Origin of the sequence: Hoeflea algicola (assembly GCF_026619415.1) — a bacterium.
Lineage (GTDB): Bacteria > Pseudomonadota > Alphaproteobacteria > Rhizobiales > Rhizobiaceae > Hoeflea > Hoeflea algicola.
This window is the reverse complement of sequence record NZ_JAOVZR010000001.1, coordinates 2,563,982-2,582,597: the sequence shown is the minus strand read 5'-3', so window position 1 is coordinate 2,582,597 and position 18,616 is coordinate 2,563,982. Positions and strand designations below refer to the sequence as shown.

Annotated in this window: 18 protein-coding genes; 13 read left to right on the top strand and 5 right to left on the bottom strand. The window is 56.6% G+C overall.

All coding sequences use genetic code 11. From position 1 onward, the window contains the following. The first annotated feature begins 1 nt into the window (after position 1). The 4 genes from OEG84_RS12655 (at position 2) to OEG84_RS12640 (ending at position 3,771) form a co-directional block, all read left to right on the top strand. Positions 2-1,222, top strand: coding sequence for an IS91 family transposase (locus OEG84_RS12655; protein WP_267654099.1), 1,221 nt, complete (start codon positions 2-4; stop codon positions 1,220-1,222). A 393-nt stretch (positions 1,223-1,615) separates the two neighbouring features. After that, on the top strand, positions 1,616-2,722 hold the full coding sequence (locus OEG84_RS12650; RefSeq protein ID WP_267654098.1) for an IS110 family RNA-guided transposase: 1,107 nt from the start codon (positions 1,616-1,618) through the stop codon (positions 2,720-2,722). A 132-nt stretch (positions 2,723-2,854) separates the two neighbouring features. Continuing rightward, positions 2,855-3,058 (top strand): hypothetical protein, encoded by a 204-nt coding sequence (locus OEG84_RS12645; protein WP_267654097.1) that lies wholly within the window; start codon positions 2,855-2,857, stop codon positions 3,056-3,058. Between the two features lie 269 nt (positions 3,059-3,327). After that, on the top strand, positions 3,328-3,771 hold the full coding sequence (locus tag OEG84_RS12640) for a hypothetical protein (protein WP_267654096.1): 444 nt from the start codon (positions 3,328-3,330) through the stop codon (positions 3,769-3,771). Between the two features lie 71 nt (positions 3,772-3,842). Here OEG84_RS12640 and OEG84_RS12635 read toward each other — a convergent pair whose 3' ends face one another. The 4 genes from OEG84_RS12635 to OEG84_RS12620 all read right to left on the bottom strand — a co-directional run bounded on the left by OEG84_RS12635 (position 3,843) and on the right by OEG84_RS12620 (position 6,330). Continuing rightward, positions 3,843-4,127 carry a copper-binding protein gene (locus tag OEG84_RS12635; RefSeq protein WP_267654095.1) on the bottom strand — a complete coding sequence of 95 codons (285 nt, stop codon included), beginning with the start codon at positions 4,125-4,127 and terminating at the stop codon, positions 3,843-3,845. 40 nt (positions 4,128-4,167) lie between these two features. Then, positions 4,168-4,611: a cupredoxin domain-containing protein gene (locus tag OEG84_RS12630; protein WP_267656172.1), complete on the bottom strand. Its 444-nt coding sequence runs from the start codon at positions 4,609-4,611 to the stop codon at positions 4,168-4,170. A 78-nt stretch (positions 4,612-4,689) separates the two neighbouring features. Continuing rightward, complete coding sequence (locus OEG84_RS12625; RefSeq protein ID WP_267654094.1) at positions 4,690-6,057, bottom strand: multicopper oxidase family protein; 1,368 nt, start codon at positions 6,055-6,057, stop codon at positions 4,690-4,692. A gap of 21 nt (positions 6,058-6,078) precedes the next feature. Beyond that, the gene (locus OEG84_RS12620) at positions 6,079-6,330 is read right to left on the bottom strand and encodes a hypothetical protein (RefSeq protein WP_324288200.1); all 252 of its coding nucleotides are present in this window, start codon (positions 6,328-6,330) and stop codon (positions 6,079-6,081) included. A gap of 51 nt (positions 6,331-6,381) precedes the next feature. Here OEG84_RS12620 and istA point away from each other — a divergent pair, with 51 nt between their 5' ends. Both istA and istB read left to right on the top strand, forming a co-directional pair. Beyond that, positions 6,382-7,914, top strand: a complete 1,533-nt coding sequence (gene istA / locus OEG84_RS12615) for an IS21 family transposase (protein WP_267654093.1) — start codon at positions 6,382-6,384, stop codon at positions 7,912-7,914. After that, entirely contained in the window at positions 7,904-8,674 is a 771-nt protein-coding gene (gene istB, locus OEG84_RS12610) for an IS21-like element helper ATPase IstB (RefSeq protein WP_267654092.1), read from the top strand. The genes istA and istB overlap by 11 nt, the downstream gene beginning before the upstream one ends. 91 nt (positions 8,675-8,765) lie before the next feature. On the opposite strand, the gene OEG84_RS12605 is transcribed toward istB, so the two are convergent. Further along, positions 8,766-9,725, bottom strand: coding sequence for a hypothetical protein (locus tag OEG84_RS12605; protein WP_267654091.1), 960 nt, complete (start codon positions 9,723-9,725; stop codon positions 8,766-8,768). A 799-nt stretch (positions 9,726-10,524) separates the two neighbouring features. Between OEG84_RS12605 and OEG84_RS12600 the strand changes: the two genes are divergently transcribed. From OEG84_RS12600 to OEG84_RS12570, 7 genes are all read left to right on the top strand, one after another. Beyond that, complete coding sequence (locus tag OEG84_RS12600) at positions 10,525-12,099, top strand: sugar ABC transporter ATP-binding protein (RefSeq protein ID WP_267654090.1); 1,575 nt, start codon at positions 10,525-10,527, stop codon at positions 12,097-12,099. Further along, positions 12,086-13,081 (top strand): ABC transporter permease, encoded by a 996-nt coding sequence (locus OEG84_RS12595; protein WP_267654089.1) that lies wholly within the window; start codon positions 12,086-12,088, stop codon positions 13,079-13,081. Before OEG84_RS12600 ends, OEG84_RS12595 begins: the two co-directional genes overlap by 14 nt. Continuing rightward, on the top strand, positions 13,078-14,037 hold the full coding sequence (locus OEG84_RS12590) for an ABC transporter permease (protein WP_267654088.1): 960 nt from the start codon (positions 13,078-13,080) through the stop codon (positions 14,035-14,037). The genes OEG84_RS12595 and OEG84_RS12590 overlap by 4 nt, the downstream gene beginning before the upstream one ends. 86 nt (positions 14,038-14,123) lie before the next feature. Then, positions 14,124-15,278 (top strand): substrate-binding domain-containing protein, encoded by a 1,155-nt coding sequence (locus OEG84_RS12585; RefSeq protein ID WP_267654087.1) that lies wholly within the window; start codon positions 14,124-14,126, stop codon positions 15,276-15,278. A 68-nt stretch (positions 15,279-15,346) separates the two neighbouring features. Next, positions 15,347-16,591 (top strand): Gfo/Idh/MocA family protein, encoded by a 1,245-nt coding sequence (locus OEG84_RS12580; protein ID WP_267654086.1) that lies wholly within the window; start codon positions 15,347-15,349, stop codon positions 16,589-16,591. Then, positions 16,588-17,583: a glucokinase gene (gene glk, locus OEG84_RS12575; protein WP_267654085.1), complete on the top strand. Its 996-nt coding sequence runs from the start codon at positions 16,588-16,590 to the stop codon at positions 17,581-17,583. The genes OEG84_RS12580 and glk overlap by 4 nt, the downstream gene beginning before the upstream one ends. Next, on the top strand, positions 17,570-18,592 hold the full coding sequence (locus OEG84_RS12570; RefSeq protein ID WP_267654084.1) for an SIS domain-containing protein: 1,023 nt from the start codon (positions 17,570-17,572) through the stop codon (positions 18,590-18,592). Before glk ends, OEG84_RS12570 begins: the two co-directional genes overlap by 14 nt. Positions 18,593-18,616 lie beyond the last annotated feature (24 nt).

Here is an 18,616-nt window from a genome sequence, read left to right as displayed (position 1 = left end):
CGTGCGGACCTTGATCGAGGTCGCCGACATCTTCCGCACCGCCGGGCCAGCCTACCGATCCTCCCATGCCGGGCATCTGAGCCTCGCCCAACTCAAGGTGATGTTGGCCGTCGAGACCTGTCGCGCGGCAGCACTGGGAGGACATGTCGAGGCCTGCGAGGATTGCGGCGAGCGGCGGATCGCCTACAACTCCTGCCGCAACCGGCACTGCCCGAAGTGTCAGGGTGCGGCGGCAAGGATATGGCTCGCCGAGCGCGAAGCTGATCTCCTGCCCGTCGGATACTTCCATGTCGTGTTCACGCTGCCCGCCGAAGTCGCGGCAATCGCCTTCCAGAATAAGGCGGTCGTCTACGATCTGCTGTTCAAGGCGGCATCCGAGACGATGCTGACCATCGCCGCCGATCCGAAGCATCTCGGTGCGCGCATCGGCATCACCGCCGTTCTTCACACCTGGGGTTCCGCGATGACGCATCATCCGCACGTGCACATGATCGTGCCGGGTGGCGGTCTCTCGCCTGACGGGAAGCATTGGATCCCGTCGCGGAAAACCTTCCTGCTTCCGGTACGGGTGCTGGGCAGGCTGTTCCGGCGACTGTTCCTGACCCGGCTGAACGCTTTGCATGATACCGGTAGGCTCGCCTTCTTCGGGCCACTCGCACCTCTCGCAGACCGCTGCGCCTTCCTGCGTCATCTCGCTCCAGCCCGTCGGAAGCGATGGGTTGTCTATGCGAAGCCACCGTTCGCGGGGCCCGAAGCCGTCCTCGCCTATCTGTCGCGCTATACCCACCGGGTCGCCATCTCCAACAGCCGCCTGATCGCCTTCGACGGCACAAGCGTCACGTTCCGCTACAAGGATTACCGCCGTGACGGCGCCGACCGTCAACAGGTCATGATGCTCGCCGCAGACGAGTTCATCCGCCGCTTCCTGCTTCATGTCCTGCCGCGCGGCTTCCACCGCATCCGGCATTATGGGCTTCTTGCCGGCGGGGCGCGCAAGGCAAGTCTCACCCTGGCGCGTAAACTCCTGAAAGTCGCACCGGAGCCTGATCCTGACACTGCAGCGGAACCAACCGATCCCATCATGTCGGACGATCCGGCCAGCTTCCGTCCACCGTGCCGTTGCTGCGGCGGACGCATGATCATCATCGAAGTCTTCGAGCGCACACGACAGCCGCGAGGACCGCCGTTCTCGGCAAAGACGAACCGGGAGAAACGGCCATGATCCCGCATGGCATCGCCCAGTCTCCAGCCGCAGGCACATGGCCTTGTGCGACAATCCCGCTTGCGCCGGTCGCAGTGATCGGCGTCGAAAGAGCCATCGCGATCAGAAAGTCATGCCCGCAATCGTGTGCGGGAAAGGAACCAGGCATTCCGATCACATCGCCGGCGCCATGTCATGATCCTCGTCGCACCAACGCCGACATCAGCCTCAAAACGAAATCCCCATAGCTCAAAGCCCGTGGCCCGCGGGTTCCTTCCCCGGGGACTTTCGTACGCCTAACGGCGCCCGAAACTCTTCACGCCAGGAGACTGTCTGCTTCCTAGCGCCGAGCCGACTAAGCTGACATTCAGCCGCACTGGACGCTTTGGCGCTTCCGGCCCAAAGCATGCGTAATTGGGCTGCCTCTGTTCTGGGGTCGAGCTCCCGATAAGATCACAGGATATCTGTGAACAAGGGAGAAAGATGATGGAATATTTTGCTGGATTGGATGTGTCGCTGCGGTCGTGTGCTCTTTGCATCGTCGACGGCAAGGGCAAGGTGATGTTGGAGCGGGAGCTGCCGTGCGAGGTTGAAGACATTGCGGCTTGCTTGACGGCCTTGCCGTATTCCATTGACCGCATCGGCTTTGAGGCTGGAACGATGAGCCAGCATCTCTTCTTCGGACTGACTGGCGCGGGGTTTGATACCGTTTGTATGGAGGCGCGCCAGGTGAATGCCGCGCTGTCGGCCATGCGCAACAAGACCGACAGGAATGATGCGCGAGGCATCGCCCAGGTTTTGCGCACCGGCTGGTTCAGCCCGGTTCATATGAAGAGCCGTGAGGCGCATGGCGTTCGTGCGCTACTGAGCACGCGCAAGGCGCTTCTCAAGAAGACGATGGACCTCGCAAACGAAGTCCGCGGGCTGCTGAGGATATTTGGCATCCGCCTGCCCAAGACCGTCAAGCATGGCAGTTTCGACGGTATCGTCCGACCACTGATCGAGTTGGACGAAGTTCTGATACACGCTCTGGTGCCGCTCCTTGATGCGCGGCTGGCCTGGTATCAGTCCTTTCTGGAACTGGACCGACGTGTCAAGTGCGCTGCCACGAAGGATAAAGTCTGCATGCGGATGATGACGGTTCCCGGCGTGGGCCCGATCGCCGCACTGACCTTCAAATCCGCCGTCGATGATCCATCCCGCTTCAGGCGATCGCGCACTGTTGCCGCCCATTTTGGACTGACACCACGACGCTATCAGTCGGGTGAGGCGGATAATCCTGGCCGCATATCGAAGGCGGGCGACAGAGATGTGCGTGCAACGCTTTATGCCGCTGCAAACGCACTTCTGATGCGCACGATAGCTGGGTCTCAGATCAAGACCTGGGGCATGCGGCGGATCCGCACCAAAGGTCGCCGTCGCGCTGTTGTTGCGGTCGCACGAAAGCTTGCCGTTGTGTTGCACCGCATATGGACAGATGGCACCGAATTCCGTCCGGTAAAAGTGGAGGGCATGGCATAACTCGAAACGCCTACCACCCAACCCTGACGGGGTCGTCCCTCACCGGACGAGGTTTGTGGATGAAGCCGAAAATGTCTGCTGCGCAACGTGAAGCGCGTCCCTAAGCAAGGTTCCCCACTGCCAATCCGACATATGCGTGCAGCGCTGCCATCAGGCATCAACCAGACTGCGAAGAGAAACGTGACCCGGATGAGCGACTACGACCCGAAAGAAAGAAAGAAGGAAAACGAGCTTGACCCAAACACCCAATTAGAGAAGCCGACCTTAAGCCGTAAATCGTGCAATGACTGCTTTGCGCGCCCCAAGCTGGTATTGTGCGGCTTTACCTCTTCCTAAAAGCAGGCACTGTAAGAGACCTGAACAACTGCTGCTTGTCATCAAGGGCCGTACGAAGTCTTAAGATTTGAGCGCGTGGAGGCCTCGGGTGGATCGGGTTGACTGTTTTGCTCGGAAATAGCCATATCTGTCCGATAACTCCGAGCATCATCGTTGTGCACCTTTGAGCAACTCTCACGGGCCGCTTGACCTTCCCCCTACCGTAACCACTAGAGTGTTTAGACGTAGAAAAATCCATATTGCGCTTACTAGAATGGAACTGGAACATAATGGCACGTCTGCCCGAATTCTCGCTGATCGTGTTTTCCTTCCTGCTCCATTTCGTCTGGGAGTTCTGGCAAGCGCCGACCTATGCGGGCATGATTGACCTCAACCATTGGGACGGTATCAAGCTGTGTTCGTCAGCAACTTTTGGCGATGTAGGGTTTGCTCTGGTTGCTTTCTGGATCACCAGTGCCGCCGCGCGAACCCGCCACTGGTTTGAGGCACCCAAGGCCTGGCAGACACTGGTGTTCCTCGGCGTCGGCATCGCTCTGACAGTTGGTTTTGAATATTACTATACCAACATATCCCAACGCTGGACCTACTCCGATCTCATGCCGCTGGTGCCGCCGTTTGGCACCGGGCTCAGCCCGTTGCTTCAGTGGGCTTTCATACCGGTGGCCGTTCTTTGGTTCATGCGCAGGCAGGTTCCTGCGGATCGTAGAGACTGAAGATCAAATATGAATCGGAGCGGCATCGGCAGCGGAAAGCGTCAGCTTCCCGCTGCCGGTTTCACCAAGCTCTATTTCAGTTCGGTGACGGTCAGTTTGCCCTTTACCCGGTCGGCGACGAATTCGATTTCGGCCCCTGCCTTCATCTTTTCCAGCATGGCGGGATCAGCGGCGCGGAACACCATGGTCATGGCAGGCATGTCGAGATTGGTCAGTTCCTCATGAATGATGGTGACCTTGCCGGCCTTCATGTCGACCTTCTTTACAGTGCCTTTGGTGTACTCGGTGGCAAAAGCTGCAGAACTGCCGGTAACGGCGATCATGGCAGCGATCATGAGTGTCGTGAGTGTTCGCATTTGTTTTACCCTTTATTTTTGTCGGAAATGGTTCGTTTGATCAGTGACCGGTAACGGTGAGCATGCCTTTCATGCCGGAATCGTAGTGGCCGGGGATCAGGCAGGCGAACTCGAACGGTCCCGCGTGCGCGAAGCTCCAGATGACTTCGCCATCCATGCCTGGATCGAGACGCACAGAATTGGGATCGTCATGCTCCATCTCGGGCATGCGCTCCATCAGCCCCTTGTGCTCCATCACGCCTTCATGATCATCAAGCACGAACTCATGCTCCAGTTCACCCTTGTTCATCACCATGAAGTGGATGGTCTCGCCTTTCTCGACGAGAATTTCTTTGGGTTCGAAGATCATTTCGCCGTCGTCGGTTTCCTTCATGATCACTTCGATTGTTCGGCTGACTTCGGATGCCTTGCCGGGGTTGCCGATGGCCATCATGCTGCCATGACCACCAGAGTGGGTTCCACTGGCACCAGCCAGTGCTGTCATCGCCAGAAATGATGCGGATGCAATCAGGAGAGTTTTCACGGGTGTTGTTCCTTTCGTGAACACTTTGGGTCGAAGGGGTTAGCCGTTGCTGCTGGCTTTCAACGGCGCTGGCGTGATTGTTGTTGCGGCGTCTGTTGCCTTGGCTAACTCTGGCAATTCGCCAGTCCACTCATAGGCTTGGGTTCCGGGCGGGTTTTCGTACCAGCCAGGATCGCTGTAATCGCCAGCCGAGATGCCCTCACGGACCTTGACGACGGAGAACATGCCGCCCATTTCCAGTGGTCCATAAGGGCCCCAGCCGGCCATCATCGGAATGGTATTGTTGGGCAGCTCCATCGACATTTCCGCCATGTCGGCCATGCCGGCGGTTCCCATCGGCATGTATTCAGGCTGAACCACCCGGATCTTCTTGGTGAGCTTTGATTTGTCGACGCCGATGAAAGTCGGCACGTCATGCCCCATGGCGTTCATCGTATGGTGGGATTTGTGGCAATGGATGGCCCAGTCACCCAGATACTCGGCGTCGAATTCGTAAGCCCGCATCGCGCCCACCGGAATGTCGATCGACACTTCCGGCCACCGGGCTTCAGGCCGGACCCAGCCGCCATCGGTGCCTGTCACCTCGAAATCATAGCCATGCATATGGATCGGATGATTGGTCATGGTCAGGTTGCCGACTCGGACCCTGACGCGGTCGTTTTTCGACACCACCAACGGATCGATGTCTGGAAAAATCCGGCTGTTCCATGTCCACAGATTGAAGTCGTTCATGGTCATGATCTTCGGCACATAGGAGCCGGGATCAATGTCAAACGCGTTGAGCATGATCAGGAAATCGCGATCGACCGGCATGAAGGCAGGATCCTTCGGGTGGACGATGAAGAACCCCATCATGCCCATGGCCATCTGCACCATCTCATCGGCGTGAGGGTGGTACATGAAGGTCCCCGACTTCACGAGATCAAACTCGTAGATGTAGGTCTTGCCGGGCGGGATCGCCGGATGCGACAGGCCCCCCACGCCGTCCATCCCTGACGGCAGAATTAAGCCGTGCCAATGCACCGTGGTGTGTTCGGGCAGTTTATTGGTGACATAAATCCGGACCCGGTCGCCTTCCACAGCTTCAATGGTCGGCCCGATGGATTGGCCGTTGTAGCCCCATAGATAGGCGGTCATTCCGTCGGCCAGTTCACGCTCCACCGGCTCGGCCACGAGGTGAAATTCCTTGACCCCGTTGTTCATGCGGGACGGCAGTGTCCAGCCGTTGAGGGTGACCACCGGATTGTAGTCAGGTCCGCTGGAGGGCATTAGTGGGGCCTGGGTCAGCGGGCTTTCCATAAGGGCCGCATCGGGCAGTCCCATGTTCGTTGTTTTCGACCAAGCGGTCGAGGAGACAAGGGCCGCTCCGGCAGCACTTGCACCGAGCAATTGACGTCTGTTCATCATGGTCTTTTCCTTTCCGGAAAGTTAGTGGCCGCCGCCGCCAGCATCACCAACGGATGGTGCAGCGGCACTGCTGCCTGCACCGGATCCACCGCCATAGATCGCAGCTGAGAGATTGACATCGGCCAGCCAGAACTCACGCTTGGCGTTGATCGCCAACATCAGGGTTCCGATCTTGGCGCGGGTGTCGGCGAGGAGTTCAAAGGTGTTGGAGTGTTGATTTCCACCCAGAAGTGACCCGGGTAGCGGCCTAATTTCCATTGAGAATTGACCCATGTGACCCTTCCCCCTGCGCCATGCGCAACGGGGGACATTGGAGTGATACACATGGGACTTTTGAACATCATCCGACGTATGGCTTTGCGAGAGAAGTTGCCTCTGCGCGAGATTGCGCGGCGGACCGGAATGTCGCGCAACACCATCAAGAAGTATTTGAACTCGGGCATGATCGAGCCTCTGTTCGCGACGCCAGAGCGGCAAAGCAAGCTCGATCCGTTCGCCGAGAAGCTGGCCGGCTGGCTGAAGACGGAGGCGGGGAAGTCTCGCAAACAGCGGCTGACGCTGAAGCAAATGCATGCCGATCTGGTGGTTCTCGGCTTTGACGGGTCCTACAATCGGGTTGCGGCTTTTGCACGTGACTGGCGGGCCGATCGGCAGCGAGATCAGCAGACGACAGGCCGCGGCACCTTCGTCCCCCTGTTGTTTCGTCCGGGCGAGGCGTTCCAGTTTGACTGGAGCGAGGATTTTGCAGTTCTCGGCGGCGAACGCACCAAGCTGCAAGTTGCCCACATCAAGCTGTCGCACAGCCGGGCCTTTCTGGTCCGGGCGTATCTGCTGCAAACCCATGAGATGCTGTTTGATGCCCACTGGCACGGGTTCAGGGTCTTCGGCGGTGTCCCGGAGCGCGGCATCTACGACAACATGCGCACCGCGGTTGACCGCGTCGGTCGCGGGAAGGACCGACAGGTCAACATGCGGTTCCTTGCGATGGCAAACCACTACTTATTCGAGGCCGCGTTCTGCAATCCCGCTGCCGGCTGGGAGAAGGGACAGGTCGAGAAGAACGTGCAGGACGCCCGACATCGTCTATGGCAACTCATGCCGAGCTTTCCTGATCTCGCAGCACTGAATGACTGGCTGGAACAGCGCTGTGTCGCGCTGTGGACTGAGATTCCGCATGCAGCGCTGCCGGGCAGCGTTGCCGACGTCTGGGTCGCAGAACAAGCCGCGCTGATGCCATTGCCCCCTGCCTTCGATGGCTTCGTCGAACTGAGCAAGCGGGTGTCCCCGACCTGCCTGATCAGCTTTGAGCGCAATCGCTACAGCGTCCCGGCGTCATTTGCGAACCGCCCTGTCAGTCTGCGCGTCTATCCGGACAGGCTGGTAGTTGCCGCCGAAGGACAGATCCTGTGTGAGCATACGCGCGTGATCCAGCGCAGTCATCAACTCCCACCACGCACGATTTACGACTGGCACCACTACTTGGCCGTCCTTCAGCGCAAGCCCGGCGCATTGAGGAACGGTGCCCCCTTTGCCGAATTCCCTCCGGCATTCAAACAGCTGCAAGATCTCATGCTGCGCAAACCTGGCGGTGACAGGGAGATGGTCGACATCTTGGCGCTGGTTCTGCATCACGATGAACAGGCCGTGCTGGTCGCCGTGGAAATGGCGCTGGCTGAGGGGGTCGCAACCAAAACTCACGTGCTGAACCTTCTGCATCGTCTGATCGACGGAAAGGCGATCGGCGCGCCCGACATCGACACCCCACAGGCCCTTGCTCTGCGCCGTGAGCCAAAGGCCAATGTCGAACGCTATGATGGCCTGCGGGCCCGGACCGCCGGAGGCCGCCATGCGTCATGATCCCGCCAGCGGTGCCATTATCATCATGCTGCGAAGTCTGAAGATGCATGGGATGGCCCAGGCCGTCACCGACCTCATGGAACAAGGCGCACCGGCATTTGATGCCGCGGTGCCAATGCTCACCCAGTTGCTGAAGGCCGAAGTGGCTGAGCGGGAGGTCCGGTCCATTGCCTACCACATGAAGGCTGCCCGCTTCCCGGCTTATAAAGATCTGTCCGGCTTCAACTTCGCGGCCAGTGAGATCAACGAGGCCACGGTGCGCCAACTTCATCGCGTCGAGTTCACGGACGGCGCACAGAACGTCGTGCTGATCGGCGGCCCCGGGACTGGCAAAACGCATGTCGCGACAGCCCTTGGCGTGCAGGCCGTCGAACATCACCGCCGCAAGGTCCGCTTCTTCTCGACTATTGAGCTCGTCAACGCGCTCGAACAGGAGAAGGCAAAAGGCAAAGCCGGACAGCTTGCCGAAAGCCTCACCCGCCTCGATCTCGTGATCCTGGACGAGCTTGGCTATCTGCCATTCAGCGCGTCAGGCGGCGCATTACTCTTCCATTTGCTGAGCAAGCTTTACGAACGCACCAGCGTCGTCATCACCACGAACCTGAGCTTCAGCGAATGGGCCACGGTCTTCGGTGATGCAAAGATGACAACCGCGCTGCTCGATCGGCTCACTCACCGCTGCCACATCCTGGAGACCGGAAACGACAGCTTCCGCTTCAAGGCCAGTTCGGCCGCAGCTGCGGGGAAAACCAAGGAGTAAACTAATGCCTTGACCAAAGCCTGACCCACGAAACATAACCTAAAGGTGGGTCAGTTCTCGATGGAAAATCCGGGTCACTTCTGGGTGGAAATCAACACATGGTTGCTTGATCGTCCGCATTCTGTTGTTTGGGTCCGGTGGCAGGGTCTGCGAGATCATCTGACACATCATCTGCACCTTCTGCTCCGATTGCAGCGAGTGGCGCAATCGCGGAAACCCGGGACAACCGTGCCTCACTGACAGCAGCTTCAATCAGTTCATTGACGGTTTGAGCAGGAACGAACTTTTGCGATGCTGCCATGAGCTCCGTTTCCCCGCGGCTGAATTCCGCAGCCATCAACGTCCGCGCCAGGCGATAGGCCTCAGCGACATTCCGGACACCGCAAATGGCGTCAAGGCTATCGAGCCCGAACACGCCAATGTCGCGAAAGCGGGGCGGCAGTTCCTGATCCGAACAGTCGATGATCGCCCATGATACAGCTTCCGGTTCGATTTTGATGCGCCGGTGTTTGCGGTAGAGCAGATCACACACCTGAGCCCTGGCGATCGTCAGATTGTCAGCGATCTGATTGAGTCTGGTTGTCTCGATCGTCGAGGCTTGTCGCTTGAATTCCAGAAGACAGGCCTTGCCGGTATCGCGATTGATAACCAGGGCATCGGGCCGGTAAGTCGGGCCGCGTGGATCAGGATCATGGTCTGTCTGAAGCTGGGCCAGAACCGCCGATTGGTTTGATTGCACGAGATCAAGATGTCTCGGATCAATGCCAAACTTGAGGCCGCTGGTGATGACCGCCAAGTCCGCAACGTTGTGTGCGACAATGTCGAGGATGTGCTCCATCGCTTTGCCGTCATTGCGCGGCATCATCATGTAGTATGTCGCAAGCGCACTGGAACAACTAAGGACCGGATCAACTCGTGTTTCCCGGGCTTGCTGGAGCGTCTTGTCGACCGTTGCCCGGGCGAGCTGCTGTAGCGCAGGCCGGATCGTGTCGAGATCAAGCACCGGAACAATGGCCGAAGTACTGCTGTCATTCTGATTTGTATGGTTCATGGGAAATATCCCTGTCTTTGGCGCGACCTGTGCATAGCTTCGCCGTCCCCCGACGATGCTGCCGGAGTTGGCTGCCGTCGTGGGTCAGAAGTGGAAAGGCGTTGTTCATGCTCCGAGGATTGCGGCTGAGCGCGTTGCGCGTCTTCAACGCGTCAACACTTCATCAGCAATCAGCCCGGCAGGTTGCCTGGTTCAATTCAATAAAGTGGAAATGATTTCCGCGTTCCGGCGTCAGGGCAGGGACCAACAGCCATGTCACTTGCAGCTCAAGGCCAGGCATGAGGAGGTTACCGTATTGTCACTGCGATGACGTCGAAGTAGGATTGGGGATGTTCCCTAAATGGGATTTAGCGTTATAAATCGCATAGCCGTGCTCCTATGTAAGTAGGGGTTTCGGTCAGGCCTTCGTTGGGTGTTGCAAGCACCCGGCGGAGGCCGCTTTATTCGGCCATGTGTTCCAATCGCCGATGCACAAATATATAATCCGGAACTTCCATCCAGGCAACGTAAAAGAACACATCCGGAACAAATGAATCGAACATGGTTAACGAATAGTTATATATTTGTAGTTTTCATAGAAGAATTTTAATTCTACCAAATTTTGCAAAATTTCCTTCGATCTTTTTTCGCAGTTCGAACCCGACGGGTGGCAGTGCCCCGTTTCTTATGTGCTTGTGCTTTGGATAACCTTAATTAGCCCAATTCATCGGGAGGGCGTTGTGTTCAAAATAATAATAAAATCAATTTGACAAAATAAATATATTGATACAATTTGAAGACTGCTGGAGGGGGAGATCCATTGCGGGAAGGTGAAGAAGTTGGTGTCGGTCGGGGCGCGGGTTCTAGTTTTGCGGATACCACCGAGCAATGTGGGCGCGCCGCAGCTGTGGTGCAATTGAAGAGGATCTCGAAAAATTTCGGTCCTGTTGCTGCGTTGAGAAATGTGGATTTTTGCTGCCGAAGGGGTGAGGTTCATGCGCTCGTAGGCGAAAATGGCGCAGGCAAGTCAACTTTGGTCAAGGTGCTTGTGGGGGCATTGACTGCGGACTCTGGTGATTGTGCGGTCAATTCGCGACAAATTGTATTTCGGCACCCAGCAGATGCTCAGAGAGCGGGTATCGCCATAGTTCATCAGGAGTTGAACCTGCTGCCCGACCGGACCGTCGCGGAGAATATCTTCATGGGTCGGGAAAAGACGCGAAACGGCGTGCTTGACCACAGCGGGATGCGGAGCGCGGCGCAGGCTGTGCTGAAGCGGCTTAACCTCGCAATAGATCCTGATGGTCGCCTTGGAGATCTGTCGGTGGCTGGCCAGCAAATGGTCGAAATCGCCAAGGCAATTGCTTTTGATGCCCAGGTTCTTGTCTTGGACGAGCCGACCGCCACCTTGGCTGCAGACGACAGCCAAACCCTCTTCGATCTTGTGAGAGCATTGCGAGCAAACGGTCTCGCCGTCGTCTACATATCCCACCGAATGTCCGAAATTTTCGACCTATGTGACCGTGTGACAGTGCTCAAGGATGGCGCCAGTGTGCTTTCCTGTCCAACCGCAGAAATTTCGCCGGAAGATTTGGTCAAGGCGATGATCGGTCGCGATCTAGAGAAATACTATCCGCCATTTGGCCGGGTGCCTGACGATGCCCCGGTGGTCTTGCGCGTTGCCAATGGAGCAAACAGTGCGTTGCACGACATAAATTTGCAGTTGCGGAAAAGTGAAATCGTGGGAGTTTTTGGCCTCAAGGGGTCGGGTCGAAGCGAGCTCGCCTATGCCTTGTGGGGCGCGCCGGGTTTTGCGAGCGGTGAGATTGAAACGGATGGAAAGCCCTCAAGAGATTTGCACGCGCCGCGCTCCGCGATGACCGCTGGTGTTGGCTTCGTTCCCGAAAGCAGAAAGGACGAAGGGCTGGCGCTGAGTCTGAGCATCGCAGACAACGCGATGTTGCCGCGCAGAACACTCGACGGGGCAATGCGACCGACGACAAGATCCGACAGCAATGCGGTCTTGGCGGTTTTCGAGGCTGTCGGCCTCAACCCGGCAGATGGTGAGGGAGCTGTTTCCAATCTTTCTGGTGGCAATCAGCAGAAAGTGGTGTTGTCAAAATGGCTTTTGACAGGGGCAGAAATTCTTGTACTCGCCGAACCGACGCGCGGTGTCGATGTGAGTGCAAAGGCGGCGATTTACGCCTTGCTCAGGCAGCTCGCGGATAGCGGGAAATCGATTATCCTGCTGTCATCGGAGCTTCCGGAAATTATCGGCATGAGTGACCGGATCTACGTCATGCGTGGCGGTACCATCACGAAGGAGTTTGCCCGAAACGCCGACGAGGCAGCAATTCTGATGGAAGCAGGAGGGCCTGTCAGTGCAGAAGCTTGAATACGGTGGCGCAATGATGGCCAGTCTTCGCAAGCAGTGGCGCGACATCCCGCCTGTGCTGTGGGTTCTGCTTGCCATGGCAGTGGTTTCCTATCCGCTGACCGAGGCTTTTGGGCGAACCGGCGGATTTTCAGTTCAGTTTCTTCTCAATGTGGTTGAGCGGTCGGTAACACTCGCCATCGTCGCCGTCGGGCAGACATTCGTGATTCTGGTCGGATCGATAGATTTGTCCGTAGCCTTCGTCATCAGCCTTTCAGCCGTCATGGCGTCTTATTTAATGCAGGGTAGTGCGACAATGATCTTGGTCGCTGTGCCAGCGGTTTTGCTGATGGGCGCGGGCATTGGTTGGTTGAACGGATTTTTGGTGACAAAGGGCAAGGTTAATCCGCTGATTGCAACGCTAGGCGTGGGTCTCATTATTCAGGGAATCCTAAGCACCAGTTTTCAGAATTTTGCTGGCTCGGTGCCTGATAGCTACCAGATAATTGCCTATGGTTCGGTGCTAGGTGTTCCCAATTCGTTTTTCCTGCTTTTGGCGGTGGCGGCCGGTGCTGTGTTCGTTTTGCGTAAGACCAAGTTCGGCGCGCACATCTACGCCGTTGGCGGTAATAACGAAGCGGCCAGGCTTTCAGGCATCGATACCGGTCGCACCATGAGACGTGCCCATCTGATAGCCGGATTGCTTGCGGCGCTGGCAGGCCTGTTCTTGACAAGCAGGCTGGGCTCGGGGGCGCCATGGGTCGGGCCGGACGGGATTTATGACCTGGAATCAATTGCTGCCGTGGTGATCGGTGGAACCATTCTCGCTGGTGGGCGCGGTGGTGTGTTCGGCACGATTATAGGGGTGCTTATTTTCGGCCTGATCGACAGCCTGTTCAACCAATTGGGCATCGATCCGTATTTGAAGCAAGTCCTGCGTGGCCTGATCATTGTGCTTGCAGTCGCGGCCTATTCCATGCGTTCGAAGGAAGAAGTTGCATGAGCACCCATCAGCATCCACAAGAATTTGTTTCACCCCGTTGGTCCTTGCTTTCACGCATTGAGCCAATTTACATAATATTGGCGGCGATTATCTTGGCGATCGTGTTGTCGAACCCCATCTATGCCGATTACGGTCCAATGATGCAGTTGTTGCGGCGGGCGTCGCCTCTGATCATACTGGCAGTGGGGCAGCTGTTCGTGATTGTGTCTGGCGGATTCGACCTATCGGTCGGCTCGTTGATCACATTCATCGTTCTTCTGTCAGCCCTGGTTTTGAATACGCATCCCGAGCAGGTCTATGCGAGCATTGCGCTTTGTCTTGCCATTGGAGTTGTGGCAGGCGGCTTGAACGGCCTGGTGGTCTCGGTTCTCAAAGTCCCGTCAATCATCGCAACACTTGGCATGTTGCTCGCCTATCGCGGCGCCGGCCTCTACCTTTCGGGCGGCTCAGCCCGGGGAAATTTGCCTGACGCGTTTCGCGCTTTCGGCCGTGAGACCATCTACGGATTTCCCTTAGCTCTCATTGTTGTCCTGGTTTTCGGTGCTTTTGCTGCCTGGACTTTGCACGGTACGAATTACGGTCGCCAACTTTTTGCTGTTGGCACAAACCCGCGCGCCGCGAGGTTGTCCGGCGTGAACGTGACCATGGTGCGGGTTGTTGCATTCATTTTTTCCGCAGTCAGTGCCGTCATAGCCGCGATTTTGCTTGGCGGTTTTTCGGGCGTCTCCACCGCTGTTGGAAATGGATACGAGCTGCAGGCGATATCTGCCGCGGTTCTCGGAGGCGCAGTGCTTCTGGGTGGACGAGGTTCGGTTCCGGCAGTCATTGCAGGAGCCATAGCGCTGCACGCGCTGTTCACATTACTCAACATCTGGGGATTTCCCAAGCCTATGCGCGATGCAGTGCAGGGTATCATCATTATCGGTGCTGTCGCTTACTCGGCACGGCGCGGATAGGCGCGGCCAGAGCGTTTCTGGCATTAAAGCAGAACCAAACAAAGACCGTCGCCACCGGTTTCTGCAAATCTGAAGGAGGAGTGCTTATGTTGTTCAAACGGATCGCCACACCACTTGTGGTCGCGCTTGTCGCAGGCGGGAGCTTCGCTGCCGCTGTACAGGCTCAAGATAAAAGTGAATTCTTCGACCAGGCGGAATATGATCGTCAGATCCAACTGCTGGATGCGCAGCCAATGGGACCGGAAGGCAAGCCTTGGCTGCAGTCGATGATGGATAATTATCGCGATACGAGCCAGTACAAGAAAGAAGGCCCGTGGGTGGTTTGCTTCTCGCAAGCGGGTATTTTCAATCCGTGGCAGGTGGTCGGAAATCAGACCATGAAAGAGGAACTCAAGCTCCATCCGGAAATTGCCGAATTCATCATGACCGATGCTGAAGGCAAGGATGACAAACAGATCGCCGACATCAACGATCTGTTGGCCAGCAAGCGCTGTGATGTGTTGATGGTTACGCCAAACACGACGGCCGCGCTGACCCCTGCTGTCGAACGCGCCTGTGAAGAACTGCCCGTCATTGTGTTTTCGCGAGGCGTCGCTACCGAATGCCCGGTTAGCTACATCACACCTATCGGTGGATATGCCTTCGGTGCGCAGGCTGCGCGCTTCGTGTCCGAGAACCTGCCAGACGGGGGCAATGTACTTGCCTTGCGCATATCGCCTGGCGTGGATGTTCTCGAAACGCGCTGGTCAGCTGCCGAGCGTGTTTTCGCTGAGAACGAGAAGATCAAGGTGATCGGCGCAGAATTCACCAACGATGATCGCGCGATCGCAAAATCGATTGTCGAAGACTATTTGCAGCGCTTCGGCAAAATTGATGCAGTCTGGATGGATGCCGGAGCAACATCTGCGGCAGCGATTGAGGCTTTTGAAGATATCGGCGCGGATATTCCGATCTTCACCGGCGAAGACCAGCAGGACTTTCTGGCTAAATGGAAAGAGGAAGGCCTGACTGCGATTGCGCCGACCTACCCGACGTTCCAATGGCGTACGGCAGTCATTGCGGCCAAGATGATCCTCAGTGGTGAACCTGTGCCAGGTCCCATCTGGTATCTGCCGCAGCCGACTATCACCAACGATAACCTGGACAAGTATCTGCAGGCAAATATGCCTCCGCAGCACTATGCTTTGTGCGGTTGCGAGGAAATGGACGGCTATCCCGAGCAGTGGGGTGGATCGAAGTAAGTTGATACCAACGACGGCGCCCTCCCGAAGAGGGCGCCGGCTACACCGCTATTTTGAAAGGACATGACGTGGGCGACGAACTCAAAACGCTACGCATCGGCGTAATTGGCGCGGGCTTTATTGCGAATTTCCATCTGGAATCGTTGATTTCCGTGCGAAATGTTGAGGTTCGCGGGGTTTATAGCCGGACTGCGGAAAAACGGAGTCTGTTCTGTGACAAGGCGAATACGCTGGGGTTGGGACCGTGCACTGGTTATTCGAGCCTGGAAGAGATGCTTGGTTCCGGCGAGATCGACGCGGTATGGATCCTTGTCCCCAATCACGTCCGGCTGGAGACGATGAAGACCATCCATGATTTTGCTGTGGCTAATCCCGGCGCATTGAAAGCAGTTGCTTGCGAAAAGCCGCTTGCGCGGACGATGCGCGAAGCTGAAGAGATGGTTCGGCTGGTTGATGCAGCCGGTCTTAATCACGGCTATTTGGAGAATCAGCTTTTTGCGAGCGCGGTAGAGCGCGGCCGCAACATCATATGGCAGCGGGCTGTCCCTACAGCAGGACGCCCCTATTTGGCGCGTGCCACCGAAGAGCATGCGGGACCGCACGAACCCTGGTTTTGGCAAGGCGACAAACAGGGCGGTGGGGTGCTCCTCGATATGATGTGCCACAGCGTTGAGGTTGGTCGCTTTCTCCTTAGCAAACCCGGGGAGCCGCGTTCGGCGCTGAAATTGAAATCAGCCACCGGATCCGTAGCCAACCTGAAATGGCAGCGCTCGAAATATGCGGACAAACTGCTACAGGATATGGGTAAGGACGTGGATTACCGTAACAATCCGTCGGAGGATTTTGCCCGCGGGACCGTTGTCTTCGAAGACCCCGACGGCCATGACGTTATCGTTGAATGCGCAACGTCATGGGCATTCATTGGCGCCGGGCTACGGATAGAACTGGAAGTCCTCGGGGCGGAATACTCAATGGAATACAATTCGCTTCAATCCGGCCTGAAGGTGTTCATGTCCAGAGATGTCCACGGCGAGCAAGGCGAGGACATGATCGAAAAACAGAATTCCGAACAGGGATTGATGCCTGTGATGGAAGATGAGCATGCCTCGTATGGGTATACGAGCGAAAACCGCCACATGGTTGAAGCCTTTCGCAAAGGTGATAAGCCTTTGGTTACGTTCCATGACGGATTGGAAGTCACTCGCATTCTGATGGGTCTCTACAAGTCGGCGGAACTTGGAAAGACAATCCATTTTGATGAGGTGGATTTGACTGACTATGTTCCGTTGGTCGCACGGGACAAGAAGTTGTGAGCGACGTCCCCTATCTGGTTGCTGATATCGGAGGTACACACGCCCGTTTTGCGCTTGCGGATCCCTATCAGGGCGTTGGTAGGCCGGTAGTGCTCAAATGCGCCGACTATAATGGCATAGTTGAAGCAGTTGAGCACGGGCGAGCATTGCTGAACAGCGAACCTGTGCAGGGCGCATGCTTTGGTGTCGCCGCGCCGGTCACAGGTGATGCGATAAGCATGACCAACAGTTCGTGGTCATTTTCCGCACGCGGCCTGCGCAGCGCTCTGGGCCTTGAAAGCCTTTACATCGTCAATGACTTCGCCGCTCAGTCGATGGGTTTGTCACACGTTGACGAGGCTTCTCTTCGCCAGATCGGGAACGGATCGCGCGTCAACAACGAACCGATAGCCCTGATCGGTCCCGGTACAGGCTTGGGTGTCTCTTGCATTGTCTCGTCTTCTTCTACTCCGATCGTTCTGGCGGGTGAGGGCGGTTATGTCTCTCTACCGGTTCAGGATGAGCGAGAGATTGCCATTTGGCAGGTGTTGCGCAGGCGGTATTCACGCGTCTCAGCAGAACGGGTCTTATGTGGCAGCGGCTTGGTCGAGCTTTACCTAGTCCTTTGTGAGCTAGATGGTCAGCAACCGGGCCTTGCCGACCCTCCCCAGGTGGTCAAAGAGGCCCGTAGCGACAAGACTGGACTGGCGCGGGAAGCAGTCGAGATATTTATGGCGCTGCTGGGTGATACAGCCGGAAATGTTGCATTGACGATGGGCGCGCGCGGGGGCGTGTTTTTATCAGGTGCTCTGCTGGATAGTATTTCATCAATGCTGGAGGACAGCCGCTTTCGGGCGCGGTTTGACAATAAGGGCCGCGGTGAGACGTTTGTGCGGGAAATCGCGACGACCCTGGTCTTAGACCCCTTTGCGGCTTTGGGTGGGTGTCTACAAATCATTATCGCCAACCAAAATCCAGTGCAGTTAACGGAAATCGGTTATGTCGCTTCTTAAGCCATCAGATCGTCGTGTGATGCTTCGCGAGATCAACGAAATCCCTTCACGCGTCGAAAGGCAACTGGCAGTCCATGGTGAAGCATACCGTGAACGGGGCGCCTGGCTAAATCGGGAACCGCCGCGCTTTGTTACCACTTGCGCACGCGGGAGCTCGGACTGTGCTGCCTTGTACCTCAAATATCTTGTGGAAATGCGCCTTGGAATCCCGGTATCTTCAATAGGCCCGTCGGTCGCGTCGCTCTATCTTTCATCCCTGCAAACTCAAGGAGCAGTTTCCTTCGCTGTTTCGCAATCGGGTGGTAGCCAAGATATTGCAGCATTGCACCAATCACTTCAATCGGGAGGTGCGAGAGGAATTGCATTAATCAATGCAGATGATTCACTGCTCGGTAAAATTAGTCAGCATACCCTCCCGATCGGGGCCGGCAGTGAAGTAGCGGTGCCGGCCACGAAGAGCTTTGTTTGCAGTTTGGTGGCCATAGCGTCAATTGTGGCCGAGTGGGCAAATGATCAGCATCTTGCTTCCGCATTGGAAGGGTTGCCGGAGGCATTGGCAAAAACGCTTAGTCTGAATTCTGATGACCGCTTTGGTGTCTTAAGTAACAAAAACTCCGCCTTTGTCTTGAGTCGTGGGCCATCGCTTGCTGTGGCTCAGGAAGCCGCGTTGAAGCTCAAGGAAACCGCATTTGTTCATGCAGAGGCATTCAGTGCTGCTGAAGTTCTGCATGGTCCGGCAGCGCTGGTCGACAGTGGTTTTGTCTGTATGATTTTCCCACCCCAGGATCAGGCTCGCGATGAGGTTCTTGAAACTGCTGGTCAGCTTAAAAAGATGGGAGCCCAAATTATCACCATGGAGGTGGAGGAGACGACGGCTGCCATCCATCCACTCCTGGTGCCTTTGCTTCAAATCATACGGTTTTATGTTCTTGCTGAAGAATTTGCACAAAAGCGTGGACTCAATCCAGACATGTCGCGAAATCTGCGGAAGATTACTGACACTTTGTAACGTCCCGTGCGACATGGTTTGTAT